General features: G+C 69.9%; 33 protein-coding genes. 31 read left to right on the plus strand and 2 right to left on the minus strand.

Annotated features, from left to right (window positions below):
- The first annotated feature begins 60 nt into the window (after positions 1–60).
- The 20 genes from rplN to truA all read left to right on the plus strand — a co-directional run bounded on the left by rplN (position 61) and on the right by truA (position 11,860).
- Complete coding sequence (rplN, locus tag ACFWN1_RS07800) at positions 61–429, plus strand: 50S ribosomal protein L14 (protein WP_003992364.1); 369 nt, start codon at positions 61–63, stop codon at positions 427–429.
- 2 nt (positions 430–431) lie between these two features.
- Positions 432–755: a 50S ribosomal protein L24 gene (gene rplX / locus ACFWN1_RS07805; protein WP_384359238.1), complete on the plus strand. Its 324-nt coding sequence runs from the start codon at positions 432–434 to the stop codon at positions 753–755.
- Positions 755–1,312 (plus strand): 50S ribosomal protein L5, encoded by a 558-nt coding sequence (rplE, locus tag ACFWN1_RS07810; RefSeq protein ID WP_384359239.1) that lies wholly within the window; start codon positions 755–757, stop codon positions 1,310–1,312. Before rplX ends, rplE begins: the two co-directional genes overlap by 1 nt.
- A 5-nt stretch (positions 1,313–1,317) precedes the next feature.
- Positions 1,318–1,503, plus strand: coding sequence for a type Z 30S ribosomal protein S14 (locus ACFWN1_RS07815; protein WP_003948630.1), 186 nt, complete (start codon positions 1,318–1,320; stop codon positions 1,501–1,503).
- Positions 1,504–1,715: 212 nt separating this feature from the next.
- The gene (gene rpsH / locus ACFWN1_RS07820; RefSeq protein ID WP_026248232.1) at positions 1,716–2,114 is read left to right on the plus strand and encodes a 30S ribosomal protein S8; all 399 of its coding nucleotides are present in this window, start codon (positions 1,716–1,718) and stop codon (positions 2,112–2,114) included.
- Between the two features lie 24 nt (positions 2,115–2,138).
- Positions 2,139–2,678 (plus strand): 50S ribosomal protein L6, encoded by a 540-nt coding sequence (rplF, locus tag ACFWN1_RS07825; RefSeq protein ID WP_384359240.1) that lies wholly within the window; start codon positions 2,139–2,141, stop codon positions 2,676–2,678.
- Between the two features lie 3 nt (positions 2,679–2,681).
- A complete protein-coding gene (rplR, locus tag ACFWN1_RS07830; protein WP_018543917.1) occupies positions 2,682–3,065 on the plus strand; it encodes a 50S ribosomal protein L18 in 384 nt (127 codons plus the stop codon).
- 63 nt (positions 3,066–3,128) lie between these two features.
- Positions 3,129–3,734, plus strand: coding sequence for a 30S ribosomal protein S5 (rpsE, locus tag ACFWN1_RS07835; protein WP_350745509.1), 606 nt, complete (start codon positions 3,129–3,131; stop codon positions 3,732–3,734).
- A complete protein-coding gene (rpmD, locus tag ACFWN1_RS07840; protein WP_052580766.1) occupies positions 3,734–3,913 on the plus strand; it encodes a 50S ribosomal protein L30 in 180 nt (59 codons plus the stop codon). Before rpsE ends, rpmD begins: the two co-directional genes overlap by 1 nt.
- A 2-nt stretch (positions 3,914–3,915) precedes the next feature.
- On the plus strand, positions 3,916–4,371 hold the full coding sequence (rplO, locus tag ACFWN1_RS07845) for a 50S ribosomal protein L15 (RefSeq protein WP_384359241.1): 456 nt from the start codon (positions 3,916–3,918) through the stop codon (positions 4,369–4,371).
- Between the two features lie 200 nt (positions 4,372–4,571).
- Positions 4,572–5,885, plus strand: coding sequence for a preprotein translocase subunit SecY (gene secY, locus ACFWN1_RS07850; protein WP_384359242.1), 1,314 nt, complete (start codon positions 4,572–4,574; stop codon positions 5,883–5,885).
- Complete coding sequence (locus ACFWN1_RS07855; protein WP_384359243.1) at positions 5,885–6,535, plus strand: adenylate kinase; 651 nt, start codon at positions 5,885–5,887, stop codon at positions 6,533–6,535. The genes secY and ACFWN1_RS07855 overlap by 1 nt, the downstream gene beginning before the upstream one ends.
- A gap of 134 nt (positions 6,536–6,669) precedes the next feature.
- On the plus strand, positions 6,670–7,506 hold the full coding sequence (map, locus tag ACFWN1_RS07860) for a type I methionyl aminopeptidase (protein ID WP_384359244.1): 837 nt from the start codon (positions 6,670–6,672) through the stop codon (positions 7,504–7,506).
- A 167-nt stretch (positions 7,507–7,673) separates the two neighbouring features.
- Positions 7,674–7,895, plus strand: coding sequence for a translation initiation factor IF-1 (gene infA, locus ACFWN1_RS07865; protein ID WP_003948620.1), 222 nt, complete (start codon positions 7,674–7,676; stop codon positions 7,893–7,895).
- Positions 7,896–7,955: 60 nt separating this feature from the next.
- On the plus strand, positions 7,956–8,069 hold the full coding sequence (rpmJ, locus tag ACFWN1_RS07870; protein ID WP_003974245.1) for a 50S ribosomal protein L36: 114 nt from the start codon (positions 7,956–7,958) through the stop codon (positions 8,067–8,069).
- 188 nt (positions 8,070–8,257) lie between these two features.
- The gene (gene rpsM / locus ACFWN1_RS07875; protein ID WP_384359245.1) at positions 8,258–8,638 is read left to right on the plus strand and encodes a 30S ribosomal protein S13; all 381 of its coding nucleotides are present in this window, start codon (positions 8,258–8,260) and stop codon (positions 8,636–8,638) included.
- 64 nt (positions 8,639–8,702) lie between these two features.
- Entirely contained in the window at positions 8,703–9,107 is a 405-nt protein-coding gene (rpsK, locus tag ACFWN1_RS07880; protein ID WP_003956432.1) for a 30S ribosomal protein S11, read from the plus strand.
- 140 nt (positions 9,108–9,247) lie between these two features.
- Positions 9,248–10,270 (plus strand): DNA-directed RNA polymerase subunit alpha, encoded by a 1,023-nt coding sequence (locus ACFWN1_RS07885; RefSeq protein ID WP_384359246.1) that lies wholly within the window; start codon positions 9,248–9,250, stop codon positions 10,268–10,270.
- Between the two features lie 178 nt (positions 10,271–10,448).
- Positions 10,449–10,934 carry a 50S ribosomal protein L17 gene (gene rplQ / locus ACFWN1_RS07890; protein ID WP_384359247.1) on the plus strand — a complete coding sequence of 162 codons (486 nt, stop codon included), beginning with the start codon at positions 10,449–10,451 and terminating at the stop codon, positions 10,932–10,934.
- 71 nt (positions 10,935–11,005) lie between these two features.
- Positions 11,006–11,860 (plus strand): tRNA pseudouridine(38-40) synthase TruA, encoded by an 855-nt coding sequence (truA, locus tag ACFWN1_RS07895; RefSeq protein WP_384359248.1) that lies wholly within the window; start codon positions 11,006–11,008, stop codon positions 11,858–11,860.
- A 57-nt stretch (positions 11,861–11,917) separates the two neighbouring features.
- Here the strand turns inward: truA and ACFWN1_RS07900 are convergent, their stop codons facing one another.
- Entirely contained in the window at positions 11,918–12,790 is an 873-nt protein-coding gene (locus ACFWN1_RS07900) for a hypothetical protein (RefSeq protein ID WP_384359249.1), read from the minus strand.
- A 341-nt stretch (positions 12,791–13,131) separates the two neighbouring features.
- On the opposite strand from ACFWN1_RS07900, the gene rplM reads away from it, so the two are divergent.
- From rplM to glmM, 3 genes are all read left to right on the plus strand, one after another.
- Positions 13,132–13,575 (plus strand): 50S ribosomal protein L13, encoded by a 444-nt coding sequence (rplM, locus tag ACFWN1_RS07905; RefSeq protein ID WP_030811719.1) that lies wholly within the window; start codon positions 13,132–13,134, stop codon positions 13,573–13,575.
- A 42-nt stretch (positions 13,576–13,617) separates the two neighbouring features.
- Positions 13,618–14,139 (plus strand): 30S ribosomal protein S9, encoded by a 522-nt coding sequence (gene rpsI / locus ACFWN1_RS07910; protein ID WP_384359250.1) that lies wholly within the window; start codon positions 13,618–13,620, stop codon positions 14,137–14,139.
- Positions 14,140–14,317: 178 nt separating this feature from the next.
- Complete coding sequence (glmM, locus tag ACFWN1_RS07915) at positions 14,318–15,676, plus strand: phosphoglucosamine mutase (RefSeq protein ID WP_384359251.1); 1,359 nt, start codon at positions 14,318–14,320, stop codon at positions 15,674–15,676.
- A 151-nt stretch (positions 15,677–15,827) separates the two neighbouring features.
- Here the strand turns inward: glmM and coaA are convergent, their stop codons facing one another.
- Positions 15,828–16,796: a type I pantothenate kinase gene (gene coaA / locus ACFWN1_RS07920; RefSeq protein WP_384359277.1), complete on the minus strand. Its 969-nt coding sequence runs from the start codon at positions 16,794–16,796 to the stop codon at positions 15,828–15,830.
- 212 nt (positions 16,797–17,008) lie between these two features.
- Here coaA and ACFWN1_RS07925 point away from each other — a divergent pair, with 212 nt between their 5' ends.
- The 8 genes from ACFWN1_RS07925 (at position 17,009) to tsaE (ending at position 24,874) form a co-directional block, all read left to right on the plus strand.
- Complete coding sequence (locus ACFWN1_RS07925; RefSeq protein ID WP_384359252.1) at positions 17,009–17,797, plus strand: hypothetical protein; 789 nt, start codon at positions 17,009–17,011, stop codon at positions 17,795–17,797.
- A gap of 71 nt (positions 17,798–17,868) precedes the next feature.
- A complete protein-coding gene (locus ACFWN1_RS07930) occupies positions 17,869–18,048 on the plus strand; it encodes a hypothetical protein (protein ID WP_384359253.1) in 180 nt (59 codons plus the stop codon).
- A gap of 70 nt (positions 18,049–18,118) precedes the next feature.
- A complete protein-coding gene (gene glmS / locus ACFWN1_RS07935) occupies positions 18,119–19,966 on the plus strand; it encodes a glutamine--fructose-6-phosphate transaminase (isomerizing) (RefSeq protein WP_384359254.1) in 1,848 nt (615 codons plus the stop codon).
- A 23-nt stretch (positions 19,967–19,989) separates the two neighbouring features.
- Positions 19,990–20,361, plus strand: coding sequence for a holo-ACP synthase (locus ACFWN1_RS07940; RefSeq protein WP_384359255.1), 372 nt, complete (start codon positions 19,990–19,992; stop codon positions 20,359–20,361).
- A gap of 46 nt (positions 20,362–20,407) precedes the next feature.
- Positions 20,408–21,850 carry an NAD(P)H-hydrate dehydratase gene (locus tag ACFWN1_RS07945; protein ID WP_384359256.1) on the plus strand — a complete coding sequence of 481 codons (1,443 nt, stop codon included), beginning with the start codon at positions 20,408–20,410 and terminating at the stop codon, positions 21,848–21,850.
- A gap of 64 nt (positions 21,851–21,914) precedes the next feature.
- A complete protein-coding gene (gene alr / locus ACFWN1_RS07950; protein WP_384359257.1) occupies positions 21,915–23,069 on the plus strand; it encodes an alanine racemase in 1,155 nt (384 codons plus the stop codon).
- Between the two features lie 85 nt (positions 23,070–23,154).
- A complete protein-coding gene (locus ACFWN1_RS07955) occupies positions 23,155–24,396 on the plus strand; it encodes an alpha/beta fold hydrolase (RefSeq protein ID WP_384359258.1) in 1,242 nt (413 codons plus the stop codon).
- On the plus strand, positions 24,362–24,874 hold the full coding sequence (tsaE, locus tag ACFWN1_RS07960; protein WP_384359259.1) for a tRNA (adenosine(37)-N6)-threonylcarbamoyltransferase complex ATPase subunit type 1 TsaE: 513 nt from the start codon (positions 24,362–24,364) through the stop codon (positions 24,872–24,874). The genes ACFWN1_RS07955 and tsaE overlap by 35 nt, the downstream gene beginning before the upstream one ends.
- Positions 24,875–24,902 lie beyond the last annotated feature (28 nt).

The raw sequence follows: 24,902 nt of genomic DNA on the forward strand, positions 1-24,902 counted from the left end.
CGGCAGGGGTGCTCGTACTGAGCCCCCTGCCGGGAACCGGCAGACAAACAGGAGATAGACGTGATCCAGCAGGAGTCGCGGCTGCGTGTCGCCGACAACACTGGTGCGAAGGAGATCCTTTGCATCCGTGTGCTCGGTGGCTCCGGTCGCCGCTACGCGGGCATCGGTGACGTCATCGTCGCCACCGTCAAGGACGCGATCCCCGGCGGCAATGTGAAGAAGGGTGACGTCATCAAGGCGGTCATCGTTCGCACCGTCAAGGAGCGCCGCCGTCCGGACGGCTCGTACATCCGCTTCGACGAGAACGCCGCTGTCATTCTCAAGAACGACGGCGACCCTCGCGGCACCCGTATCTTCGGCCCCGTCGGCCGTGAGCTGCGCGAGAAGAAGTTCATGAAGATCATCTCGCTCGCGCCGGAGGTGCTGTAAGCATGAAGATCAAGAAGGGCGACCTGGTCCAGGTCATCACCGGTAAGGACAAGGGCAAGCAGGGCAAGGTCATCGCCGCTTTCCCGCGCGACGAGCGTGTCCTGGTCGAGGGTGTCAACCGGGTCAAGAAGCACACCAAGGCCGGCCCCACCGCCAGCGGTTCGCAGGCGGGCGGCATCGTCACGACCGAGGCGCCCGTCCACGTCTCCAACGTCCAGCTGGTCGTTGAGAAGGACGGCAACAAGGTCGTCACGCGTGTCGGCTACCGCTTCGACGACGAAGGCAACAAGATCCGCGTTGCCAAGCGGACGGGTGAGGACATCTGATGGCTACCACCACCACTCCGCGTCTGAAGACGAAGTACCGCGAGGAGATCGCGGGCAAGCTGCGTGACGAGTTCAGCTACGAGAACGTCATGCAGATCCCCGGCCTCGTCAAGATCGTGGTCAACATGGGTGTGGGCGACGCCGCCCGCGACTCCAAGCTGATCGACGGCGCGATCCGCGACCTCACCACGATCACCGGTCAGAAGCCGGCCGTCACCAAGGCCCGCAAGTCCATCGCGCAGTTCAAGCTGCGTGAGGGTCAGCCGATCGGTGCCCACGTCACGCTCCGTGGCGACCGCATGTGGGAGTTCCTCGACCGCACCCTGTCGCTCGCGCTGCCGCGCATCCGCGACTTCCGCGGCCTGTCCCCCAAGCAGTTCGACGGCCGTGGCAACTACACCTTCGGTCTCACGGAGCAGGTCATGTTCCACGAGATCGACCAGGACAAGATCGACCGCGTCCGGGGTATGGACATCACCGTGGTCACCACGGCGACCAACGACGCTGAGGGCCGCGCGCTCCTTCGTCACCTCGGCTTCCCGTTCAAGGAGGCGTGAGCGAGATGGCGAAGAAGGCTCTTATCGCTAAGGCTGCTCGCAAGCCCAAGTTCGGGGTGCGAGGCTACACGCGCTGCCAGCGCTGCGGCCGTCCGCACTCCGTGTACCGCAAGTTCGGCCTCTGCCGCGTGTGCCTTCGTGAGATGGCTCACCGTGGCGAGCTGCCGGGCGTGACCAAGAGCTCCTGGTAATCCCCCTCATCAGGGATTCCCGAAGCTCTCGGTAAGCAACTGGGCCGACAGGGGCCCGTCCCTCCATGCCGTAGGCTGGGGAGGTCGGGCGCCTGTCGCGCCCGTACGACTTACTACGCCGTAGGTCCACCGCGCCGCACCCGCCCCGTCTCGGATCGGGGAGAGGGATGGCGCACCAGGAAACCCCGGCGAGAGAGGCCGAAGGCCAATTCATGACCATGACTGATCCGATCGCAGACATGCTTACGCGTCTGCGTAACGCGAACTCGGCATACCACGACTCCGTGACGATGCCGGCGTCGAAGATCAAGTCTCACATCGCGGAGATCCTCCAGCAGGAGGGCTTCATCACGGGCTGGAAGACCGAGGACGCCGAGGTCGGCAAGAACCTCGTCCTCGAGCTGAAGTTCGGCCCGAACCGTGAGCGCTCCATCGCGGGCATCAAGCGGATCTCCAAGCCCGGTCTCCGGGTGTACGCGAAGTCCACCAACCTGCCCAAGGTGCTGGGTGGCCTCGGCGTGGCGATCATCTCCACGTCCCACGGGCTCCTCACCGACAAGCAGGCCGGCAAGAAGGGCGTAGGCGGAGAAGTTCTCGCCTACGTCTGGTAGCGGAAGGGAACGGAGGAAACAGCTATGTCGCGTATTGGCAAGCTCCCCATCACGGTTCCCGCCGGCGTGGACGTCACCATCGACGGCCGTACGGTCTCGGTCAAGGGCCCCAAGGGCACCCTGACCCACACCGTCGTGGCGCCGATCGACATCGCCAAGGGTGAGGACGGCGTGCTGAACGTCACCCGCCCCAACGACGAGCGTCAGAACAAGGCCCTGCACGGCCTGTCCCGCACGCTGGTGGCGAACATGATCACCGGCGTGACCCAGGGTTACGTGAAGAAGCTCGAGATCAGCGGTGTCGGTTACCGCGTCGCGGCCAAGGGCTCGAACCTCGAGTTCGCGCTCGGCTACAGCCATTCGATCACCGTCGAGGCGCCCGAGGGCATCACCTTCAAGGTCGAGACCCCGACCCGCTTCCAGGTCGAGGGCATCGACAAGCAGAAGGTCGGCGAGGTTGCGGCGAACATCCGCAAGCTGCGCAAGCCTGACCCGTACAAGGCCAAGGGCGTCAAGTACGAGGGCGAAGTTATCCGCCGCAAGGTCGGAAAGGCGGGTAAGTAAGCCATGGCATACGGACAGAAGATCCTCAAGGGCGACGCCTACAAGCGCGCCGCGATCAAGCGCCGCCACATCCGGATCCGCAAGCACATCTCGGGTACGGCTGAGCGTCCGCGTCTCGTTGTGACGCGCTCCAACCGCCACATCGTGGCCCAGGTCATCGACGACATCAAGGGTCACACCCTGGCGTCGGCGTCGACCCTGGACGCCTCGATCCGCGGTGGAGAGAGCGACAAGTCGGCGCAGGCCAAGTCCGTCGGCGCGCTCGTCGCAGAGCGCGCCAAGGCCGCCGGTGTCGAGGCTGTCGTATTCGACCGTGGTGGCAACCAGTACGCCGGGCGCATCGCCGCCCTGGCGGACGCCGCCCGCGAAGCCGGACTCAAGTTCTGAGTCCCCGTCGCGCAGCGACTCAGGTCACTGCGTAGCTAGCGGAAAAAGAGAGAGGTAATTCCAATGGCTGGACCCCAGCGCCGCGGTGGCGGTGCCGGTGGCGGCGAGCGGCGGGACCGGAAGGGCCGTGACGGTGGCGCAGCTGCCGCCGAGAAGACCGCGTACGTCGAGCGCGTCGTCGCGATCAACCGCGTCGCCAAGGTTGTGAAGGGTGGTCGTCGCTTCAGCTTCACCGCGCTGGTCGTGGTGGGCGACGGTGACGGCACCGTGGGTGTCGGTTACGGCAAGGCCAAGGAGGTGCCGGCCGCCATCGCCAAGGGTGTTGAGGAGGCCAAGAAGCACTTCTTCAAGGTCCCCCGTATCCAGGGCACCATCCCGCACCCGATCACGGGTGAGAAGGCTGCCGGCGTCGTGCTGCTCAAGCCCGCGTCCCCCGGTACCGGCGTCATCGCCGGTGGTCCGGTGCGCGCCGTGCTCGAGTGCGCCGGTATCCACGACATCCTGTCGAAGTCGCTCGGCTCGTCCAACGCGATCAACATCGTGCACGCGACCGTGGAGGCCCTCAAGGGCCTGCAGCGTCCCGAGGAGGTCGCGGCCCGCCGTGGCCTGCCCCTTGAGGACGTCGCTCCCGCGGCTCTGCTCCGTGCGCGTGCCGGGGCTGGTGCGTAATGGCACAGCTCAAGATCACGCAGGTCAAGTCGTACATCGGCAGCAAGCAGAACCACCGCGACACCCTGCGGTCCCTTGGTCTCAAGGGGATCAACACGCAGGTCGTCAAGGAGGACCGCCCCGAGTTCCGCGGCATGGTGCACACCGTCCGCCACCTCGTGACGGTTGAGGAGGTCTGATCATGGCGGAGAACAACCCGCTCAAGATCCACAACCTCCGTCCGGCCCCGGGCGCCAAGACCGCCAAGACCCGTGTCGGTCGTGGTGAGGCGTCGAAGGGTAAGACGGCTGGACGTGGTACCAAGGGCACCAAGGCCCGCTACCAGGTTCCGCAGCGCTTCGAGGGTGGCCAGATGCCCCTCCACATGCGTCTGCCGAAGCTCAAGGGCTTCAAGAACCCGTTCAAGACCGAGTTCCAGGTCGTGAACCTCGAGAAGCTGGCGTCGCTCTACCCCGAGGGTGGCGAGGTCACCGTCGAGGGTCTGGTGGCCAAGGGTGCCGTTCGCAAGAACAGCCTCGTCAAGGTCCTGGGCCAGGGCGAGCTGTCCGTGGCGCTGCAGGTGACGGTCGACGCCGTCTCCGGTTCCGCCAAGGAGAAGATCACCGCCGCCGGCGGTACGGTCACCGAGCTGGTCTGAGGCCCTCAAGGGTTTCTCAAGGTCTCTCGATGACGTAGACGATCCCGACCGGGGATACCTCACAATGGGGTATCCCCGGTTGGTCGTTCCTAGGGGGGCGGTGTCGCCGGTAAGGTGGCTGCGCTGTTCCCTTCCACTTATTCGTCGAACCTCTAGACCGTCACCCTTGACGCAGTTGCGCGGGGGTCGCAGGAGGCACCGTGCTCACCGCGTTCGCCCGGGCGTTCAGGACGCCCGACCTGCGCAAGAAGCTGCTCTTCACGCTGGGCATCATCGTGGTCTACCGGGTCGGTACCCACGTCCCGATCCCCGGCGTCAACTACAAGGCCGTCCAGACCTGTGTGACCGAGGCTTCCGGCAATCAGGGTCTGTTCGGTCTGGTCAACATGTTCAGCGGCGGCGCGCTGCTCCAGATCACGATCTTCGCCCTCGGCATCATGCCGTACATCACGGCGAGCATCATTCTGCAGCTGCTGACCGTGGTGATCCCGCGTCTGGAGGCCCTCAAGAAGGAGGGACAGGCCGGCACCTCGAAGATCACGCAGTACACCCGCTATCTGACCGTGGCGCTCGCCATCCTGCAGGGCACCGGCCTGGTGGCCACCGCCCGCAGCGGCGCCCTGTTCAGCGGCTGCACGGTCGCCGGGAACATCGTCCCGGACCAGGCGATCTTCACCACCATCACCATGGTCATCTGCATGACCGCGGGTACGGCAGTGGTGATGTGGCTCGGTGAGCTGATCACCGACCGCGGTATCGGCAACGGCATGTCGATCCTGATGTTCATCTCGATCGCCGCGACCTTCCCGTCCGCGCTGTGGGCCATCAAGAAGCAGGGCACCCTGGCAGACGGCTGGATCGAGTTCGCCACCGTCATCCTGGTCGGCCTGGTCATGGTCGCCCTCGTGGTCTTCGTGGAGCAGGCCCAGCGCCGCATCCCGGTGCAGTACGCGAAGCGCATGATCGGCCGCCGGTCCTACGGGGGTACGTCGACGTACATCCCGCTGAAGGTCAACCAGGCCGGTGTGATCCCGGTCATCTTCGCCTCGTCGCTGCTCTACATCCCGGCGCTGGTGGCGCAGTTCGCGGGCGGGGACTCGGGCTGGAAGCGCTGGGTCACGGCGAACCTGACCAAGGGCGACCACCCGATCTACATCACGCTGTACTTCCTTCTCATCGTGTTCTTCGCGTTCTTCTACGTGGCGATCTCCTTCAACCCCGAGGAAGTCGCCGACAACATGAAGAAGTATGGTGGCTTCATTCCGGGTATCCGTGCAGGTCGGCCGACCGCTGAGTACCTGAGCTACGTACTCAACCGGATCACCTGGCCGGGCTCGCTGTATCTGGGTCTGATCGCTCTCGTACCGACAGTGGCGTTGGTGGGCTTCGGAGCAAGCCAGAACTTCCCCTTCGGCGGCACCAGCATCCTGATCATCGTGGGTGTCGGCCTGGAGACGGTGAAGCAGATCGAGAGCCAGCTCCAGCAGCGCAATTACGAAGGGTTCCTCCGCTGATGCGTATCGTCCTCGTCGGGCCGCCGGGTGCCGGTAAGGGAACGCAAGCCGTCCGTCTCGCAGAGAAGCTGGTCGTCCCGCACATCTCCACGGGCGACCTGTTCCGGGCCAACATCAGCCGGCAGACGGAACTGGGCAAGCTGGCCAAGTCCTACATGGACGCCGGCAATCTGGTCCCCGACGAGGTCACCATCGCCATGGCCAAGGACCGCATGGAGCAGCCGGACGCGGAGAACGGCTTCCTGCTGGACGGCTTCCCGCGCAACGTGTCCCAGGCCCAGGCGCTGGACGAACTGCTGCAGAGCGAGGGCATCAAGCTGGACGCCGTCCTGGACCTGGAGGTCCCGGAGGACGAGGTCGTGAAGCGGATCGCCGGCCGGCGCATCTGCCGCAACGACTCCGCGCACGTCTTCCATGTGACGTACAGCGCGCCGAAGCGGGAGGGCGTCTGCGACGTCTGCGGCGGTGAGCTGTACCAGCGTGACGACGACTCCGAGGACACCGTCCGCAAGCGGCTGGAGGTCTACCACACCCAGACCGAGCCGATCATCGACTACTTCAAGGCGCAGGGCCTGGTGGTCACGATCTCGGCGCTCGGCAAGGTGGACGAGGTCACCAAGCGCGCGGTGGAGGCGCTGCCGGCCCCCTGAGAGGGTCGCAGGAACGACGACAGAGGCCGCTCCGGCCGGACCGGGGCGGCTTCTGCCTTTCCGGGGGCGGTTCCGGCTGCCGGTAGTGTTGTGGTGTACATAACCGGACTCGCGCGCGTGAGAAGGCAGAGCTGATGGTGCAGATCAAGACCCCCGAGCAGATCGCCAGGATGCGGGCGGCGGGCCTGGTCGTCGCCGCGATCCACGCGGCCACCCGAGAAGCGGCGGTGCCCGGCGCGTCCACGAAGGATCTGGACCAGGTGGCCCGCAAGGTGCTCGACGAGCACGGCGCGAAGTCGAACTTCCTCGGGTACGGCGGTTTCCCCGCGACCATCTGCACCTCGGTCAACGACGTCGTGGTGCACGGCATCCCCTCCGAGGACGTCGTCCTGAACGACGGCGACATCATCTCCGTCGACTGCGGCGCGATCGTGGACGGCTGGCACGGTGACGCCGCCTACACCGCCTTCGTCGGCTCCGGCCACGCCCCGGAGCTGCTGGAGCTGTCCCGGGTGACCGAGGAATCCATGTGGGCGGGGATCGCCGCGATGAAGCCGGGCAACCGGCTGGTCGACATCTCCCGCGCCATCGAGACCTACATCCGCCGCCAGCCGAGGCCGGGCGGCGGCAAGTACGGCATCGTCGAGGACTACGGCGGCCACGGCATCGGCACCGAGATGCACATGGACCCGCACCTGCTGAACTACGTCGAGCGCCGCCGCGGCAAGGGCCCCAAGCTGGTCCCCGGCTTCTGCCTCGCCATCGAGCCCATGGTCTCCCTCGGCACCCCCCGCACGAAGGTCCTTGAGGACGACTGGACAGTCATCACCACGGACGGCACCTGGTCCTCCCACTGGGAGCACTCGGTCGCCCTCACGGAGCAGGGTCCGCTGGTCCTCACGTCCCCGGACGGCGGCAGGGCGAAGCTGGCGGAGCACGGGATCACCACGGCCCCGGACCCGCTCGCGTGAGGATCGGCCGCATAAGGATCAGTGGTATGGGGCAGGATTGTGCGATTCGTTTTTCCGGGTGCGCTGACGTAGACTGACTCGTCGGCTCTCGTGCACCCGCATGTCCGCATGCGCCCGCAAGGGAAAGTGTGAGAGTCGATCAAGGTAGTCGATTCGAAGGGCGAAGCGTGGCCAAGAAGCAAGGTGCCATCGAGATCGAGGGCACTGTCGTCGAGTCTCTGCCGAACGCCATGTTCAAGGTTGAGCTCCAGAACGGCCACCAGGTTCTGGCACACATCAGCGGCAAGATGCGTATGCACTACATCCGCATCCTCCCTGACGACCGGGTCGTGGTGGAGCTGTCTCCGTACGACCTGACGCGTGGCCGGATCGTCTACCGGTACAAGTAGATCTTGCCCGCATCCCGGCGCGAGCCGGGGTGATGGCACTGACCCGGAGAACCTCACCCCATGAAGGTCAAGCCGAGCGTCAAGAAGATCTGCGACAAGTGCAGGGTGATCCGCCGTCACGGCCGGGTCATGGTCATCTGCGACAACCCGCGCCACAAGCAGCGCCAGGGCTGACGCACGGCCGAACCCTCTGCACTCATCGCAGAGTTTCGCGCGACGCAAGCAGAATTCGTTCATACGCAGAGCCCGAGCCAACCAGCTCGACACCCCCGGTCGGAGGCCGAGGACCCGGTTCGTACCTCGTACGGCGGCCGGGAGCAGGTTCTGCGGAAGACCTCCGAAGAATCACCAGGAGCCATTGAATGGCACGCGTTTCCGGTGTTGACATCCCGCGCGAAAAGCGCGTGGAGGTCGCCCTCACCTACGTGTTCGGCATCGGCCGGACCCTGTCCCAGGAGACGCTGGCCGCGACCGGCGTCGACCCGAACACCCGCGTTCGTGACCTGACCGAAGAGCAGCTGGTCTCGATCCGCGAGTACGTCGACGGCAACATCAAGACCGAGGGTGACCTCCGTCGCGAGATCCAGGCCGACATTCGCCGCAAGGTCGAGATCGGCTGCTACCAGGGTCTCCGTCACCGTCGCGGTCTGCCCGTCCGCGGTCAGCGCACCAGCACCAACGCTCGTACCCGCAAGGGCCCGCGTCGCGCCATCGCCGGCAAGAAGAAGCCGGGCAAGAAGTAGTCCGAAGCGGACGACTGTCCACGGTCTTCGCTGAAGGACCGACCACCTCCCGTAGGAGTAATAGATGCCCCCCAAGGGTCGTCAGGGCGCTGCCAAGAAGGTGCGCCGCAAGGAAAAGAAGAACGTCGCTCACGGCCACGCGCACATCAAGAGCACGTTCAACAACACGATCGTCTCGATCACGGACCCGTCCGGCAACGTGATCTCCTGGGCCTCCGCCGGCCACGTCGGCTTCAAGGGTTCCCGGAAGTCGACGCCGTTCGCCGCGCAGATGGCCGCCGAGTCGGCTGCCCGCCGCGCCCAGGAGCACGGCATGCGCAAGGTCGACGTGTTCGTCAAGGGTCCGGGCTCCGGTCGTGAGACCGCGATCCGCTCCCTGCAGGCCACGGGCCTCGAGGTCGGCTCCATCCAGGACGTCACCCCGACCCCGCACAACGGCTGCCGCCCGCCGAAGCGCCGCCGCGTCTGACGCACAGCGCGTCTGAGGCACAGCGCTCCGCCGGTTTCGCGGGTCCGGGCGGTACGGCTCTTCGGGGTCGTGCCGCCCGTACCCTTGCAGTACTGAGTCGGGCGTCAAATAGCGGGCGCCCCTGACTGAAGGATGCACACATGCTGATCGCTCAGCGTCCCTCGTTGACCGAAGAGGTCGTCGACGAGTTCCGCTCCCGGTTCGTGATCGAGCCGCTGGAGCCGGGCTTCGGCTACACCCTCGGCAACTCCCTCCGCCGTACCCTCCTCTCCTCGATCCCCGGTGCCGCTGTCACCAGCATCCGGGTCGACGGTGTCCTGCACGAGTTCACCACCGTGCCGGGTGTCAAGGAGGACGTCACCGACCTGATCCTCAACATCAAGCAGCTGGTCGTCTCCTCGGAGCACGACGAGCCGGTCGTGATGTACCTGCGCAAGCAGGGTCCCGGTCTGGTCACCGCCGCCGACATCGCGCCCCCGGCCGGTGTCGAGGTGCACAACCCCGACCTGGTCCTCGCCACGCTCAACGGCAAGGGCAAGCTGGAGCTGGAGCTGACCGTCGAGCGCGGTCGCGGCTACGTCTCCGCCGTGCAGAACAAGCAGGTGGGCCAGGAGATCGGCCGTATCCCGGTCGACTCCATCTACTCGCCGGTGCTCAAGGTCACGTACAAGGTCGAGGCCACGCGTGTCGAGCAGCGCACCGACTTCGACAAGCTGATCGTCGATGTCGAGACCAAGCAGGCGATGCGTCCCCGTGACGCCATGGCGTCCGCCGGCAAGACGCTGGTCGAGCTGTTCGGTCTCGCCCGCGAGCTGAACATCGACGCCGAGGGCATCGACATGGGTCCGTCTCCGACGGACGCCGCGCTCGCCGCCGATCTTGCGCTGCCGATCGAGGAGCTGGAGCTCACCGTCCGGTCGTACAACTGCCTCAAGCGTGAGGGCATCCACTCCGTGGGTGAGCTGGTCGCCCGCTCCGAGGCGGACCTGCTGGACATCCGCAACTTCGGTGCGAAGTCCATCGACGAGGTCAAGGCCAAGCTGGCCGGTATGGGCCTCGCGCTCAAGGACTCGCCTCCCGGGTTCGACCCGACCGCCGCCGCGGACGCCTTCGGTGCGGACGACGACGCGGACGCCGGGTTCGTGGAGACCGAGCAGTACTGAGCGCTCCGCGGGGAGGCCGTACTGCGTCTGCGGGCCGGTTGTGGCCGGTCGCGCTGTTCCCCGCGCCCCTTCCGAGCGGGCCTCTTCGAGGCCTCTCGGATCTCCGAAGAGCAACCGCTCGCTCGGATACTGACCTCGGTACCTGACACGGCCGGGGCAGACACTTAGGAGAGACATCATGCCGAAGCCCGCCAAGGGTGCCCGTCTGGGCGGCAGCGCCGCGCACGAGAAGCTCCTCCTCGCGAACCTCGCGAAGAGCCTCTTCGAGCACGGCCGTATCACCACCACCGAGGCGAAGGCGCGCCGTCTGCGTCCGTACGCCGAGCGTCTGGTCACCAAGGCGAAGAAGGGCGACCTTCACAACCGCCGTCAGGTGCTCCAGGTGATCACGGACAAGGGCATCGTGCACACGCTCTTCACCGAGATCGGCCCGCGCTACGAGAACCGCCCCGGTGGTTACACCCGCATCACCAAGATCGGTAACCGTCGTGGCGACAACGCGCCCATGGCTGTCATCGAGCTGGTCGAGGCGCTGACCGTCGCGCAGCAGGCCACCGGTGAGGCCGAGGCCGCCACCAAGCGTGCGGTCAAGGAGTCCGACGAGGCGAAGGCCGAGCAGACCGAGGCCACCGAGGCTCCCGCCGAGGAGTCGAAGGACGCCTGAGGCTGACGCCCCGGAAGCGGGTCCGTCCCTGTGGGGGCGGGCCCGTTTTCGTGTTCTGAGAGGATTCCCGCGTGAGTGACGAAGCACAGCCCGGCCATGTCCGTATCCGCCTCGACCTGTCCTACGACGGCAGCGACTTCCACGGGTGGGCCAAGCAGGCCGGCGGGCGGCGGACGGTGCAGGGCGAGATCGAGGACGCCCTGAGCACGGTGACCCGGTCGAAGGAGACGTACGAGCTGACGGTCGCCGGGCGGACGGACGCCGGGGTGCACGCGCGCGGCCAGGTCGCCCATGTCGACCTGCCGGAGACGGTGTGGGCCGGGCACCGGGAGAAGCTGCTGAAGCGGCTGGCCGGCCGGCTGCCCAAGGACGTGCGGGTGTGGTCCCTGACCGAGGCGCCGCCCGGCTTCAACGCCCGTTTCTCCGCAGTCTGGCGGCGTTACGCCTACCGCGTCACCGACGACCCCGGCGGTGTCGACCCGCTGCTGCGCGGCCATGTGCTGTGGCACGACTGGCCGTTGGACGTGGACGCGATGAACGACGCGGCCCGTCTCCTGCTGGGCGAGCACGACTTCGCCGCGTACTGCAAGAAGCGCGAGGGTGCCACCACCATCCGTACCCTCCAGGACCTGAGCCTGGTACGGGGGGCGGACGGTGTGATCACGGCGACGGTGCGCGCGGACGCCTTCTGCCACAACATGGTGCGCTCGCTGATCGGCGCGCTGCTGTTCGTCGGTGACGGACACCGGGGGCCCGACTGGCCGGGGAAGGTGCTCGGCGCCGGGGTGCGGGACTCCGCCGTGCATGTGGTGCGGCCGCACGGGCTGACACTGGAGGAGGTCGGCTACCCCGCCGACGAGTCGCTGGCCGCGCGGAACAAGGAGGCCCGCAACCGGCGCTCGCTGCCGCCGGCGGGGTGCTGCTGAGCGGAGCGGGTGAGCAGGGCGGGGAGCGGGGCGGGGCGGGGCGGGGGAGCGGGGCCGCTACCGGGCCGCCGCCGACGCCTGGGCCTCGCCGCGCCGCCGGAGCTGGCGGAAGGAGAACTGGGCCAGGTCGTTGCCGGCCGCGAAGACCTTGGTGTCCTTGGTCGTCACGTCCTTGCCGTCGGTGAAGCCGGCGATGGTGAAGTAGGCGTACCGGCCCAGGGTGTTGGTGGTGGAGCGGCAGATCGCGGAGTCGCAGAACGCCTTCACGCCCTTGCCGGGCAGCGCGGCCACGATGCTCTTCTTGTCGGCCCGGTCCTTGAAGCGCTGGGCGTCGGTGTCGTTGTCGAACACCGCGACGCCGACCGTGACGGCGACGCCGTCCTTCACGTAGCTGACCCGCATCAGCCGGGTGCACTTGGCCGCCGCGAGTGCCTCGGGCAGGGTGCCGCCCGCGCCGGACGCGCAGTTCTGGCTGTCGCCGGTGGCGCCCTTCTTGTACACCGTCCCGCCCATGGTGAGCTGGGTCCCCGGGAACAGGGTCTCCGGACTCAGCGGGGCGGTGTCCTTGTTGGCGCTGGCTATGAAGTCCCTGGGGTCCAGCGGCGGTGGCGCGCTGGTCGGCGCGAAGGACGGTGCGGTGGCGGCGCCGCCCGGCAGGGAGGCGGTGGCGGGCAGGCCGGCGGAACCGCCGGCCCGGCTGTCGCCGCCCGTGTTCGACACGGCCATGGCGACGGCGGTGCCGATCGCGCCGGTGGCGAGCACGCCGCCCGCGATGAGCAGCACCTTGCGACGCTTCTGCCGGTTCTCCGAGGCGTCCGCCAGCGCGGCCCAGTCCGGGGTTCCGTCGTCGGCGCCGCTCTTCCACGGCTGCTCTGATTGAGGTGTCCAAGGGTCCCACTGAGACTGGGGACCCCCCTGCCCGTAACTCATGGGGCGCATCTTAGAGGGGGGCGGAGGGTCCGGGTACGCCCGAGGGGAGGCGAGCCGGGGGCGATAGGGGGACCTTCGGCGCACGGGGGAACATCTTGCCGGAACGACGCCGGGGAGTGATCCCGGCAAGCTCGTTTTGACCCGTGCGGGGGCGGGCCGGTAAGCTCGTCCCTCGTTGTGTATTGGCTTGCTCATTCTCACGGGACGGGCCCTTACACCGGTCCACCGGGCCGATGACCAGCGATCAGCACGCGGTTGCGTCACCGCAGTGCGATCCAGGCTGTCGTGATCGTTTCGGTGACCTGTTCAGGACCATTCACTCGAAGCGAAGGCTACGAACCGTGCGTACGTACAGCCCCAAGCCCGGCGATGTGACGCGCCAGTGGTACGTCATCGACGCTCAGGACATCGTCCTGGGTCGTCTCGCCACCACCGCCGCGACCCTTCTCCGGGGCAAGCACAAGCCGATCTACGCGCCGCATGTCGACACCGGTGACTTCGTCATCGTCGTCAACGCCGACAAGGTGCACCTGTCCGGCAACAAGCGGACCCAGAAGATGGCGTACCGCCACTCCGGCTACCCGGGTGGTCTGCGCTCGGTCCGTTACGACGAGCTGCTCGACAAGAACCCCGAGAAGGCCGTCGAGAAGGCCGTCAAGGGCATGCTCCCCAAGAACTCCCTGGGCCGTCAGATGCTCTCGAAGCTGAAGGTCTACAAGGGTGACCAGCACCCGCACGCTGCCCAGCAGCCGGTGCCGTTCGAGATCACCCAGGTCGCGCAGTAATTCCGGCCACCCTTTAAGACTGAAGAGAATCTGAGGAGAATCGTGGCCGAGACCACCCCCGAGCAGCCGCTCGAAGAGACCGAGCTCGTCGACATCGAGAGCTACACCACCGAGAGCGAGCTGCCCGTCGAGGGCGAGTACACCTCGGAGTCCCTCGCGTCCCACTTCGGTGAGCCCCAGCCGGCCGCCGGCCTGGGCCGCCGCAAGAACGCCATCGCCCGCGTCCGGATCGTCCCGGGCACCGGCAAGTGGAAGATCAACGGTCGCACCCTTGAGGACTACTTCCCGAACAAGGTGCACCAGCAGGAAGTCAACGAGCCCTTCAAGGTGCTCGAGCTGGACGACCGCTACGACGTCGTGGCCCGCATCGCGGGTGGCGGTGTCTCCGGTCAGGCCGGTGCGCTCCGTCTCGGTGTCGCCCGTGCGCTGAACGAGGCGGACGTCGACAACAACCGCGGCGCCCTGAAGAAGGCCGGCTTCCTCAAGCGCGACGACCGTGCGGTCGAGCGCAAGAAGGCCGGTCTCAAGAAGGCCCGCAAGGCCCCGCAGTACAGCAAGCGCTAACCAGCGGCGCTTCGCGCGTACTCCGAACGCCCCGGCGGCACGCTCCGTGTGCCCCCGGGGCGTTCGTTTATCTCCGCCAAGGGCGTATAACGACACAAGACGCTCAAAGGCTTGTGTGATCGAACGCTCGGGCACATGCCATGATCCTGGCAGCAGTGACGCTTCCTTGGGAGGACAAGTGGGACGACTCTTCGGTACCGACGGCGTGCGTGGCGTCGCCAACGCGGACCTGACGGCCGAGATGGCGCTCGGCCTGTCCGTCGCGGCGGCGCACGTGCTGGCCGAGGCGGGCACGTTCGAGGGGCATCGGCCGACCGCGGTGGTGGGCCGTGACCCGCGTGCGTCCGGAGAGTTCCTGGAGGCGGCCGTGGTCGCCGGGCTGGCCAGCGCGGGCGTGGACGTGCTGCGGGTCGGCGTGCTGCCGACGCCCGCCGTGGCCCACCTGACCGGCGTGCTCGGTGCCGACCTCGGTGTGATGCTGTCCGCCAGCCACAACGCGATGCCGGACAACGGCATCAAGTTCTTCGCCCGGGGCGGCCACAAGCTGGCGGACGAGCTGGAGGGCCGGATCGAGGCCGTCTACGAGTCGCACCGCCACGGCGAGCCCTGGGAGCGTCCCACCGGCGCCGGGGTCGGCCGGGTCCGTGACCACGAGACGGGCTTCGAGACCTACGTCACCCACCTGCTGTCGGTGCTGCCCAACCGGCTGGACGGGCTGAAGATCGTCCTGGACGAGGCGCACGGCGCGGCCGCCGGCGTCTCCCCGGAGGCGTTCACCCGAGCCGGCGCGACGATCGTCACGATCGGCGCCGAGCCGGACGGCCTCAACATCAACGACGGCTGCGGCTCGACCCACCTGGGCCTGCTGAAGGCGGCCGTGCTGGAGCACGGCGCTGACCTCGGCATCGCGCACGACGGCGACGCCGACCGCTGCCTGGCCGTGGACCACACCGGCGAGGAGGTGGACGGCGACCAGATCCTCGCGGTGCTCGCGCTGGCGATGCGGGAGCGCTCCGCGCTGTCCGCCGACACCGTGGTGGCCACCGTCATGTCCAACCTGGGCTTCAAGCTCGCCATGGAGCGGGCCGGCATCCGCCTGGTGCAGACGGCCGTCGGTGACCGGTACGTGCTGGAGGAGATGAAGGAGCACGGCTACACCCTCGGCGGCGAGCAGTCCGGGCACGTCATCATCCTGGACCACGCCACCACCGGTGACGGCACGCTGACCGGCCTGCTGCTGGCGGCGCGGGTCGCCGAGACCGGGCGGGCGCTGCGCGAGCTGGCCTCGGTGATGGACCGGCTGCCGCAGGTCCTGGTCAACGTCCCGGACGTGGACCGCTCTCGGGTGCGCACCTCGGCCGACCTCGCGGCGGCCGTGGGCGAGGCCGAGCGTGAACTCGGTCAGACGGGACGGGTGTTGCTGCGTCCCTCGGGCACCGAGCCGCTGGTCCGGGTCATGGTGGAGGCCGCCGACATCGACCAGGCCCGCACGGTCGCTGGCCGGCTGGCCGACGCGGTGAAGTCGGCGCTGGGCTAGACCGACCTGTGCCTCCTGGCCCAGAACGCCTTCTGGGCCAGGAGAGGGCGGAACGCCGGCCGGGGCTTCCCGCACCGGCGTCGTACCGATGCCAGCCGGCGGGCCGAACTCGGGGTCCACCGCTCGCCGGGCGCCCCGTCCGACGGCCGCGCTACAGCTTGCGCAGACGCAGCCGTTGCACGGTGTGGTCGGCTCCCTTGCGGAGCTGGAGGGTGGCGCGGCCGCGGGTGGGGGCGATGTTCTCGGTCAGGTTGGGCTTGTTGATGGTCCGCCACAGGCCGCGCGCGTAGTCCACCGCCTCCTGCTCGGAGACCTGGGTGTACTTGCGGAAGTACGACGACGGGTTCTGGAAGGCGGTCTGACGCAGCTTCTTGAACCGCTCCAGGTACCAGCGTTCGATGTCCTCGCCGCTCGCGTCGACGTACACGCTGAAGTCGAAGTAGTCGGCGAGTCCCACCCGGGTGCGGCCGTCGCTGCCGGGCAGGGCGGGCTGGAGGACGTTCAGGCCCTCGACGATGAGGATGTCCGGGCGGCGGACGGTGAGGCGCTCGCCGGGGACGATGTCGTAGATCAGGTGGGAGTAGACGGGCGCGGTGACCTCGTCCTTGCCGGCCTTGATGTCGGCGACGAAGCGGGTCAGGGCGCGGCGGTCGTAGGACTCGGGGAAGCCCTTGCGGGACATCAGACCGCGCGCCCGCAGCTCCTCGGTGGGCAGCAGGAAGCCGTCCGTGGTGACCAGCTCGACCCGGGGGTGCTCGGGCCAGCGGGACAGCAGGGCCTGGAGCAGCCGGGCCACGGTGGACTTGCCGACGGCGACCGAGCCGGCCACGCCTATGACGAAGGGGGTGCCGGACTGGGAGCCCTTCTCGCCGAGGAAGGTGTTCAGGGCGCCTCTGAGGCCGTCGGTGGCGCCGACGTAGAGGTTGAGCAGGCGGGAGAGCGGGAGGTAGATGTCCCGCACCTCGTCGAGGTCGATGACGTCGCCGAGGCCGCGCAGCTTCTCCACCTCCTCGGCGGTGAGCGGCTGCGGCGTCTTGTCGCGCAGGGCGCTCCATTCGGCGCGGGTGAGATCGACGTAGGGAGTCGCCTCCGGCCTGTGCCGGTGGGCGCTCCGGGGCATCGCGGAGACCGGTGAGATCACGTTCCATTGTTAACGCTGTTTGAACGGGGGCGGGCGTGGGGTGCGTCACGCGTCCCGTCGTGAAGATCACATCGCCGTCACGGTCGGGTACCGAGTGGCGCCCAGGTGATCATCTGTGCCGCCGCTGTGCGTAATGTGCATGGCAACTGTGCGCAAAGCGCGGGGAAAATACCGAAGAGAAGAGCGTTCACGTGAGTGCCACCGCCGTCCGCCGTACCGTCCTCGCCGCGTCCGCCGCCGCGCTGGCCCTGCTCGCCACCGCGTGCGGCGGCTCGGACGACGCGGACAAGGCGGCCGAGGGCAAGGGTGACGGCGCCTCCCCCGCCGCCGCGTCCGCCCCGGCGGCCAAGGCGCTGACCGCCGCCGAGCTGGAGAAGACCGGGCTCGCCCAGTCGGACGTGAAGAGCGGCAAGGTCACCACCAAGGTCCCGGCCGGCGACGACATCGCCGCGGCCAAGGTCACCGCCGCCGACGCGGCCTGCCTGCCGCTGGCCCGCGCCCAGGCGGGCGTGGCGCAGGGCGAGCCCGCGTCGACGGCGAAGCGGTCCTGGCTCGGCACGCCGAAGAAGCCGGCGTCCGGCACCAAGCCGGAGGACGCGCTGCTGGCCGCGCTCGACGTGAACAAGACGCTGATCGGCCTCGCCTCCTACGACGGCGGTGCCGCCGAGGCCGCTGTCGAGGGCCTGACCACCGCCGCGCAGAAGTGCGCGGGCGGCTTCACGGCCACCGTCGACGGCGAGAAGACGAAGTTCCTCGCGGTCGCCACCGCCGCCGCGCCGCAGGGCGGGGACCAGGGCCTCGCGGTGACCCTGACCATGGCCGCCGACGAGGGCGTCAAGGCCCCGGTCAAGATCGTCGTCGTCCGCGAGGGCGCCACGGTGGCCACCTTCAGCACCGTCAACTTGGCCGCGATGGCCTCGGGCAAGGACTACCAGGCCCCGGCCGACATCATCGCCGCGCAGGTGGCCAAGCTGGGCTGACGGCCCGCTCACCCCGCGAGGTCGAGCCGGCCGGCGAGTTCCGCTACCAGGAGCGGACGGGGGAGCGGAGCGTGAGGGGAGTCCTGTGGCGCAGGGCGCTCCACTCCACGCGGGTGAGGCCGACGTGGGGAGTCGGGTGGCGCGGCCAAGCTTCCTACGACGGCGGCGCCGACGAGGCCGCCGTCGAGGGCCTGACCACCGCCGTGCAGAAGTGCGCGGGCGGCTTCAGGGCCACCATCGGCTTCGTATGACCGTGGGAATTACCGAATTCGGGCACGCTGCGCCTCTTTTGAGCCCGGGTTTGATCGTAGGCTGCCGCGCATGTGCGGAATCGTGGGATACGTGGGAGCGCGGTCGGCGCTCGAAGTCGTGATGGCCGGGCTGAAGAGGCTGGAGTACCGGGGGTACGACTCGGCCGGGGTCGCGGTGCTCGCGGACGGGGGGCCGGCCACGGCCAAGCGGGCCGGGAAGCTGGTCAATCTGGAGAAGGAGCTGGCGGAGCGGCCGCTCCCGGCCGGGACGACCGGCCTCGGGCACACCCGCTGGGCCACGCACGGCGGTCCGACGGACGCCAACGCCCACCCGCACCTGGACGACGCGGGCCGGGTCGCGGTCGTGCACAACGGCATCATCGAGAACTTCGCCGTACTGCGCGCCGAACTGGCCGAGCGGGGCCACGGCCTGGTCTCGGAGACGGACACCGAGGTGGTCGCGCATCTGCTGGCGGAGGAGTACTCCGCGAGCGCCGACCTCGCGGAGGCCATGCGGCTGGTGTGCCGCCGTCTGGAGGGCGCGTTCACCCTGGTCGCGGTGCACGCCGACGAGCCGGACGTGGTCGTGGGCGCCCGCCGCAACTCCCCGCTGGTGGTGGGTGTCGGGGAGGGCGAGGCGTTCCTCGCCTCAGACGTGGCCGCGTTCATCGCGCACACCCGCGAGGCCGTCGAGCTGGGCCAGGACCAGGTGGTCGAGCTGCGCCGCGAGAGCGTCACGGTGACCGGCTTCGACGGCAGCCCGGCCGAGGTCCGCGCCTACCACGTGGACTGGGACGCCTCGGCCGCCGAGAAGGGCGGCTACGACTACTTCATGCTCAAGGAGATCGCCGAGCAGCCCAAGGCCGTCGCGGACACCCTCCTCGGCCGCATCGACCCCGCCGGCTCGCTCACCCTGGACGAGGTGCGGATCGGCGCTGCCGAGATGCGCGAGGTGGACAAGGTCGTCATCGTCGCCTGCGGCACCGCATTCCACGCCGGGATGATCGCCAAGTACGCCATCGAGCACTGGACCCGCATCCCCTGCGAGGTCGAGCTGGCCAGCGAGTTCCGCTACCGGGACCCGATCCTGGACGGGCGTTCGCTGGTCATCGCCATCTCCCAGTCCGGCGAGACCATGGACACCCTGATGGCGCTCAGGCACGCCCGCGAGCAGGGTTCCAAGGTGCTGGCCATCTGCAACACCAACGGCTCGACCATCCCGCGCGAGTCCGACGCCGTGCTCTACACGCACGCCGGCCCCGAGGTCGCCGTGGCCTCCACCAAGGCGTTCCTGACCCAGCTGGTCGCCTGCTACCTCGTCGCCCTCTATCTGGGCCAGGTGCGCGGCACCAAGTGGGGCGACGAGGTCCGGGACGTCGTGCGGGACCTCTCCCGCATCTCGAACGCGGTCGAGAGGGTCCTTGAGACCATGGAGCCGGTACGGGAGCTGGCCCGCTCGCTCGCCGACAAGAACACGGTGCTCTTCCTGGGCCGCCACGTGGGTTACCCCGTCGCCCTGGAGGGCGCCCTCAAGCTCAAGGAACTCGCCTACATGCACGCCGAGGGCTTCGCGGCGGGCGAGCTGAAGCACGGCCCGATCGCGCTGATCGAGCAGGACATGCCGGTCGTCGTGATCGTGCCCTCCCCGCGGGGCCGCTCGGTGCTGCACGACAAGATCGTCTCCAACATCCAGGAGATCCGCGCCCGCGGCGCCCGCACCATCGTCATCGCCGAGGAGGGCGACGAGGCGGTCGTCCCGTACGCCGACCACCTGATCCGCGTCCCGGCCACGCCCACCCTGCTCCAGCCGATGGTCTCCGCGGTGCCGCTCCAGGTGTTCGCCTGCGAACTCGCCACCGCGCGCGGCAACGAGGTGGACCAGCCGAGGAACCTGGCGAAGTCGGTGACGGTCGAGTAGCGGGCCCGCCGTAGGCTCCCGGCATGAGCATCATCGGGGTCGGGATCGATGTGGCCGAGATCGACCGGTTCCAGGCGGCGCTGGAGCGCACACCCAACCTCGCCGCCCGGCTGTTCGTCGCGGCGGAGCTGACGCTGCCGGGCGGGGAGCGGCGCGGGATCGCCTCGCTGGCCGCACGGTTCGCTGCCAAGGAGGCCCTCGCCAAGGCGCTGGGCGCGCCCGCCGGGCTGCTCTGGACCGACGCCGAGGTGTTCGTCGAGGACAACGGGCGGCCCCGGCTGCGGGTCAGGGGCACCGTCGCGGCCCGTGCGGCCGAGCTGGGGGTGCGGTCCTGGCACGTGTCGCTCAGCCATGACGCGGGTGTCGCCTCCGCCGTGGTGATCGCCGAGGCGTGACCCATCCGGGTGCGAGCGCCCGCGCATCGGGGGCAGACTCGGACCCATGCGACGTGCGTACAGCGTGGAGACGGTACGGGCCGCCGAGCGCGCCCTGATGGCCCGGCTGCCCGAGGGCGCCCTGATGCAGCGGGCGGCCGCCGGACTGGCCGCCGCCTCGGCGGAGTTCCTCGGGGTCCTCGGGCGGGTGTACGGCAGCCGGGTGGTGCTGCTCGTCGGCAGCGGCGACAACGGCGGCGACGCGCTGTACGCCGGGGCCCGGCTGCGCCGGCGCGGCGCCGGGGTCACCGCCGTGCTCCTGTCGCCCGACCGCGCCCACGAGGGCGGCCTCGCCGCGCTGCGCCGGGCGGGCGGCGCCGTCATCGGCCCGGAGCGTGCCCCCGCCGCGATCGAGCGGGCCGACCTCGTGATGGACGGCGTCACCGGCATCGGCGGCCGGGGGGGACTGAGGCCGGTCGCCGCCCGGCTCGCCTCGGCCGCCGAGCGCTCGCGGGCCGCGGTCGTCGCCGTGGACCTGCCCAGCGGGGTCGACGCGGACACCGGCGAGGTGTCCGGGGCCGCCGTACGCGCCGACCTCACCGTCACCTTCGGCGCCCACAAGCTCGGCCTGCTGGTCGACCCCGGCCGGGAGTACGCCGGGACGGTGCGGCTGATCGAGATCGGCCTCGACCTGCCCCCGGAGCCGGTGCTTCAGGCCCTTCAGCACGAGGACGTGGCCCGGCTGCTGCCCCGGCCCGGCGCCCAGAGCGACAAGTACCGGCGCGGGGTGGTGGGCATCGCCGCCGGCTCCGCGCGCTACCCCGGCGCGGCCGTCCTCGCCGTCTCCGGCGCGCTGCGCGGCGGCGCGGGCGCCGTACGGTACGTCGGTCCCGCCGGGGACGCGGTCCTCGCCCGCTTCCCCGAGACCCTCGTCTCCGACCAGGGCCCCGGCCACGCGGGCCGGGTGCAGGCATGGGTGGTGGGACCGGGCGCCGGGGAGGACGCGGCGACCGTGGCCGAGGTGCTCGGCGCGGACGTACCCGTGCTGCTGGACGCCGACGGGCTGCGGCTGGCCGGCCGGGACGCCGTACGCGGGCGCACCGCGCCGACCCTGATGACCCCTCATGCCGGTGAGGCCGCCGCCCTGCTGGGGGTGCGCCGCGAGGAGGTCGAGGCGGCCCGGCTGGCCTCGGTGCGCGAACTGGCCGCGAAGTACCGGGCGACGGTGCTGCTGAAGGGCTCCACCACGCTGGTCGCCGACCCCGGCGGCGGCCCGGTCCGGGTCAACGCCACCGGCACCGGCCGGCTGGCCACCGCGGGCAGCGGTGACGTGCTGTCAGGGCTCGCCGGCTCGCTGCTCGCCTCCGGGCTGTCGGCGCTGGACGCGGGCAGCGTCGCCGCCTACCTGCACGGCCTCGCCGGGCGCCTCGCCTCACGGGGCGCCCCCATCGCCGCGCTGGACATCGCCGAGCGGGTCCCCGAGGCGTGGCGGGACGTCGTACGGGACTGAGCGCGCGGATCGCCGAGGAGTGCGGCCGGGGGCCGCCGGCGCCCTCTGAGAGACTGGGGGCGCCATGAACGAGACTTCCGCTGTGCCGACCGCGCCCCTGCGCGCCCGCGCCGAGATCGATCTGGGTGCCCTGCGCGCCAACGTCCGGACGCTGCGCGCCCGCGCGGGAGGCGTGCACCTGATGGCCGTCGTCAAGTCGGACGCGTACGGCCACGGCGCCGTGCCGTGTGCCCGCGCCGCCCTGGACGCCGGCGCGACCTGGCTCGGCACCGCCACCCCGGAGGAGGCGCTCGCGCTGCGCGCGGCCGGGCTGCCGGGCCGGATCATGTGCTGGCTCTGGGTGCCCGGCGGCCCCTGGCGGCAGGCGATCGAGGCCGACCTCGACGTCGCGGTCAGCGGCATGTGGGCGCTGCGCGAGGTCACCGCCGCCGCCCGCGAGGCCGGCCGTCCCGCGCGGGTGCAGCTCAAGGCCGACACCGGCCTCGGCCGCAACGGCTGCCAGCCCGAGGACTGGCCCGAACTGATCGGCGCGGCCCTGGAGGCCGAGGCCGCCGGGCTGATCGAGGTCACCGGACTGTGGTCCCACTTCGCTTGCGCCGACGAGCCCGGCCACCCCTCCATCGCCGCCCAGCTCGTCCTGTTCAGGGAGATGGTGGCGTACGCCGAGGAGCGGGGCGTGCAGCCCGAGGTGCGGCACATCGCCAACTCCCCGGCCACGCTGACCCTTCCGGAGACCCACTTCGACCTCGTCCGCACCGGCATCGCGATGTACGGCATCTCGCCCAGCCCCGAGCTGGGCACCCCGGCCGACTTCGGACTGCGCCCGGTGATGACGCTGAGCGCGTCGCTGGCGCTGGTCAAGCGGGTGCCGGGCGGGCACGGCATCAGCTACGGCCACCACTACGTCACCCCCGGCGAGACCACCCTCGGCCTGGTGCCGCTCGGGTACGCCGACGGCATCCCCCGGCACGCCTCGGGCGGTGGCCCGGTGCTGGTCGACGGCAAGCTGCGGACCGTCGCGGGGCGGGTGGCGATGGACCAGTTCGTGGTCGACCTCGGCGGCGACGAACCCGGACCGGGCACGCGGGCCGTGCTGTTCGGGCCGGGCGACGGGGGCGAGCCCACCGCCGAGGACTGGGCGCAGGTGTGCGGCACGATCGCCTACGAGATCGTCACCCGGATCGGCACGCGCGTGCCCCGCGTCCATGTGAACGGGTGACCCCGCCGGCCCGGGGCACGCTACTGTCCGGTAGCCGCCGGCGCACCGGCCCGGCGGACGGCGGTACGGCGAGGAGGAACGGCACGTGAGCGAGAGCGGTGCGGGAGCCGTGGCGGACGCGGTCGCGGCGACGGCCGCGTCCGGCGGCTGGCGCAAGGCGACCGGCCTCGCCGGCGCCGCGCTGGGCGTCCTGGCCGCCGGCGCGGCGGCCGGGGTCGCCATCGAGCGGATGACGGTCGGGCGCGACATACGCCGCAAGGCGCTGCTGGCGCTGGACTCCTCGGGTCCCTACGGCACCCTGCGCGGCACCCCGGGCAAGGCCGCCGCCGACGACGGCACCGCGCTGTACTACGAGGTCGACGACATCGACCCCGACCCCGGCCCGCACGTCTCCCCGCGCCGCCGCAGGCTCTTCGGCCGCAAGGCGCCCGCCCCGGTGACCGTCGTCTTCTGCCACGGCTACTGCCTCACCCAGGACTCCTGGCACTTCCAGCGGGCCGCCCTGCGCGGCGTCGTCCGCACCGTCCACTGGGACCAGCGCAGCCACGGCGAGTCCGGGCGTGGCGTGGCCCAGACCCGCGACGGGCAGCCGGTCACCATGGACCAGCTGGGCCGGGACCTGAAGGCCGTGCTGGACGCGGCGGTACCCGAGGGGCCGGTGGTGCTGGTGGGGCACTCGATGGGCGGGATGACGGTGATGGCGCTCGCCGCCCAGTACCCGGAGTACGTCCGGGACCGGGTCGTCGCCACCGCGTTCGTCGGCACCTCCTCCGGCAGGCTCGGCGAGGTCAACTTCGGGCTGCCGCTGGCCGGGGTCAACGCGGTGCGCCGGGTGCTGCCGGGCGTGCTGAAGGCGCTCGGGCAGCAGGCGGAGCTGGTGGAGAAGGGGCGCCGGGCCACCGCGGAGCTGTTCGCCGGGGTGATCAAGCGGTACTCGTTCGGGGGGCGGGACATCGACCCGGCGGTCGGGCGGTTCGCGGAGCGGATGATCGAGTCCACGCCGATCGACGTGGTCGCGGAGTTCTACCCGGCCTTCACCGACCACGACAAGACCGAGGCGCTGGCCTGCTTCCGGGACATGCCGGTGCTGGTGCTGGCCGGGGTGCGGGACCTGGTCACCCCGAGCGAGCACAGCGAGGCGATAGCGGACCTGCTGCCCGACAGCGAGCTGGTGCTCGTACCGGAGGCGGGACACCTCGTCATGCTGGAGCATCCGGAGGTCGTCACCGACCGGCTGGCGGACCTGCTGACCCGCGCGGGAGCCGTACCCGCAGGAGCTACCGTTAGCGGCTATGGAAGAGGCAGCAGCGGCGCACAGCCCGACTGAGACCCGGCTCACCGTCACCTCCCCCGAGCGGATGCGGGAGCTGGGCCTGAGACTGGCCGGGCTGCTGCGCGCGGGTGACCTGGTGATGCTCACCGGGGAGCTGGGGGCGGGCAAGACGACGCTGACCCGGGGGCTCGGCGAGGGGCTCGGGGTGCGCGGCGCGGTCACCTCGCCGACCTTCGTCATCGCGCGGGTCCACCCGTCCCTGGTCGACGGGCCTCCACTGGTCCATGTCGACGCCTACCGGCTCTCCGGCGGTCTCGACGACATGGAGGACCTCGATCTCGACGTGTCCCTGCCCGAGTCGGTGATCGTCGTGGAGTGGGGCGAGGGCAAGGTCGAGGAGCTGACCGACGACCGGCTGGAGATCCTCATCCACCGCGCGGCCGGCGACACCACGGACGAGGTCCGGCACGTCACCCTGACCGGCCTCGGCGACCGCTGGGCGAAGGCGGAGCTGGACGCGCTCGCGGGCTGAGGGCGCCGATGTCCCGACAGGGTGTCGG

Origin of the sequence: Streptomyces sp. NPDC058459 (genome assembly GCF_042721685.1) — a bacterium.
In the GTDB taxonomy this organism is placed as follows: Bacteria; Actinomycetota; Actinomycetes; order Streptomycetales; family Streptomycetaceae; genus Streptomyces.

Excerpts from the sequence above, each read along its gene's own strand:
- rplX (WP_384359238.1), top strand. The coding sequence starts at position 432 with ATGAAGATCAAGAAGGGCGACCTGGTCCAGGTCATCACCGGTAAGGAC.
- rplE (WP_384359239.1), top strand. The coding sequence starts at position 755 with ATGGCTACCACCACCACTCCGCGTCTGAAGACGAAGTACCGCGAGGAG.
- ACFWN1_RS07815 (WP_003948630.1), top strand. The coding sequence starts at position 1,318 with ATGGCGAAGAAGGCTCTTATCGCTAAGGCTGCTCGCAAGCCCAAGTTC.
- rpsH (WP_026248232.1), top strand. The coding sequence starts at position 1,716 with ATGACCATGACTGATCCGATCGCAGACATGCTTACGCGTCTGCGTAAC.
- rplF (WP_384359240.1), top strand. The coding sequence starts at position 2,139 with ATGTCGCGTATTGGCAAGCTCCCCATCACGGTTCCCGCCGGCGTGGAC.
- rplR (WP_018543917.1), top strand. The coding sequence starts at position 2,682 with ATGGCATACGGACAGAAGATCCTCAAGGGCGACGCCTACAAGCGCGCC.
- rpsE (WP_350745509.1), top strand. The coding sequence starts at position 3,129 with ATGGCTGGACCCCAGCGCCGCGGTGGCGGTGCCGGTGGCGGCGAGCGG.
- rpmD (WP_052580766.1), top strand. The coding sequence starts at position 3,734 with ATGGCACAGCTCAAGATCACGCAGGTCAAGTCGTACATCGGCAGCAAG.
- rplO (WP_384359241.1), top strand. The coding sequence starts at position 3,916 with ATGGCGGAGAACAACCCGCTCAAGATCCACAACCTCCGTCCGGCCCCG.
- ACFWN1_RS07855 (WP_384359243.1), top strand. The coding sequence starts at position 5,885 with ATGCGTATCGTCCTCGTCGGGCCGCCGGGTGCCGGTAAGGGAACGCAA.
- map (WP_384359244.1), top strand. The coding sequence starts at position 6,670 with ATGGTGCAGATCAAGACCCCCGAGCAGATCGCCAGGATGCGGGCGGCG.
- rpmJ (WP_003974245.1), top strand. The coding sequence starts at position 7,956 with ATGAAGGTCAAGCCGAGCGTCAAGAAGATCTGCGACAAGTGCAGGGTG.
- rpsM (WP_384359245.1), top strand. The coding sequence starts at position 8,258 with ATGGCACGCGTTTCCGGTGTTGACATCCCGCGCGAAAAGCGCGTGGAG.
- rpsK (WP_003956432.1), top strand. The coding sequence starts at position 8,703 with ATGCCCCCCAAGGGTCGTCAGGGCGCTGCCAAGAAGGTGCGCCGCAAG.
- ACFWN1_RS07885 (WP_384359246.1), top strand. The coding sequence starts at position 9,248 with ATGCTGATCGCTCAGCGTCCCTCGTTGACCGAAGAGGTCGTCGACGAG.
- rplQ (WP_384359247.1), top strand. The coding sequence starts at position 10,449 with ATGCCGAAGCCCGCCAAGGGTGCCCGTCTGGGCGGCAGCGCCGCGCAC.
- ACFWN1_RS07900 (WP_384359249.1), bottom strand. The coding sequence starts at position 12,790 with ATGAGTTACGGGCAGGGGGGTCCCCAGTCTCAGTGGGACCCTTGGACA.
- coaA (WP_384359277.1), bottom strand. The coding sequence starts at position 16,796 with ATGCCCCGGAGCGCCCACCGGCACAGGCCGGAGGCGACTCCCTACGTC.
- glmS (WP_384359254.1), top strand. The coding sequence starts at position 18,119 with ATGTGCGGAATCGTGGGATACGTGGGAGCGCGGTCGGCGCTCGAAGTC.
- ACFWN1_RS07940 (WP_384359255.1), top strand. The coding sequence starts at position 19,990 with ATGAGCATCATCGGGGTCGGGATCGATGTGGCCGAGATCGACCGGTTC.
- ACFWN1_RS07945 (WP_384359256.1), top strand. The coding sequence starts at position 20,408 with ATGCGACGTGCGTACAGCGTGGAGACGGTACGGGCCGCCGAGCGCGCC.
- alr (WP_384359257.1), top strand. The coding sequence starts at position 21,915 with ATGAACGAGACTTCCGCTGTGCCGACCGCGCCCCTGCGCGCCCGCGCC.
- tsaE (WP_384359259.1), top strand. The coding sequence starts at position 24,362 with ATGGAAGAGGCAGCAGCGGCGCACAGCCCGACTGAGACCCGGCTCACC.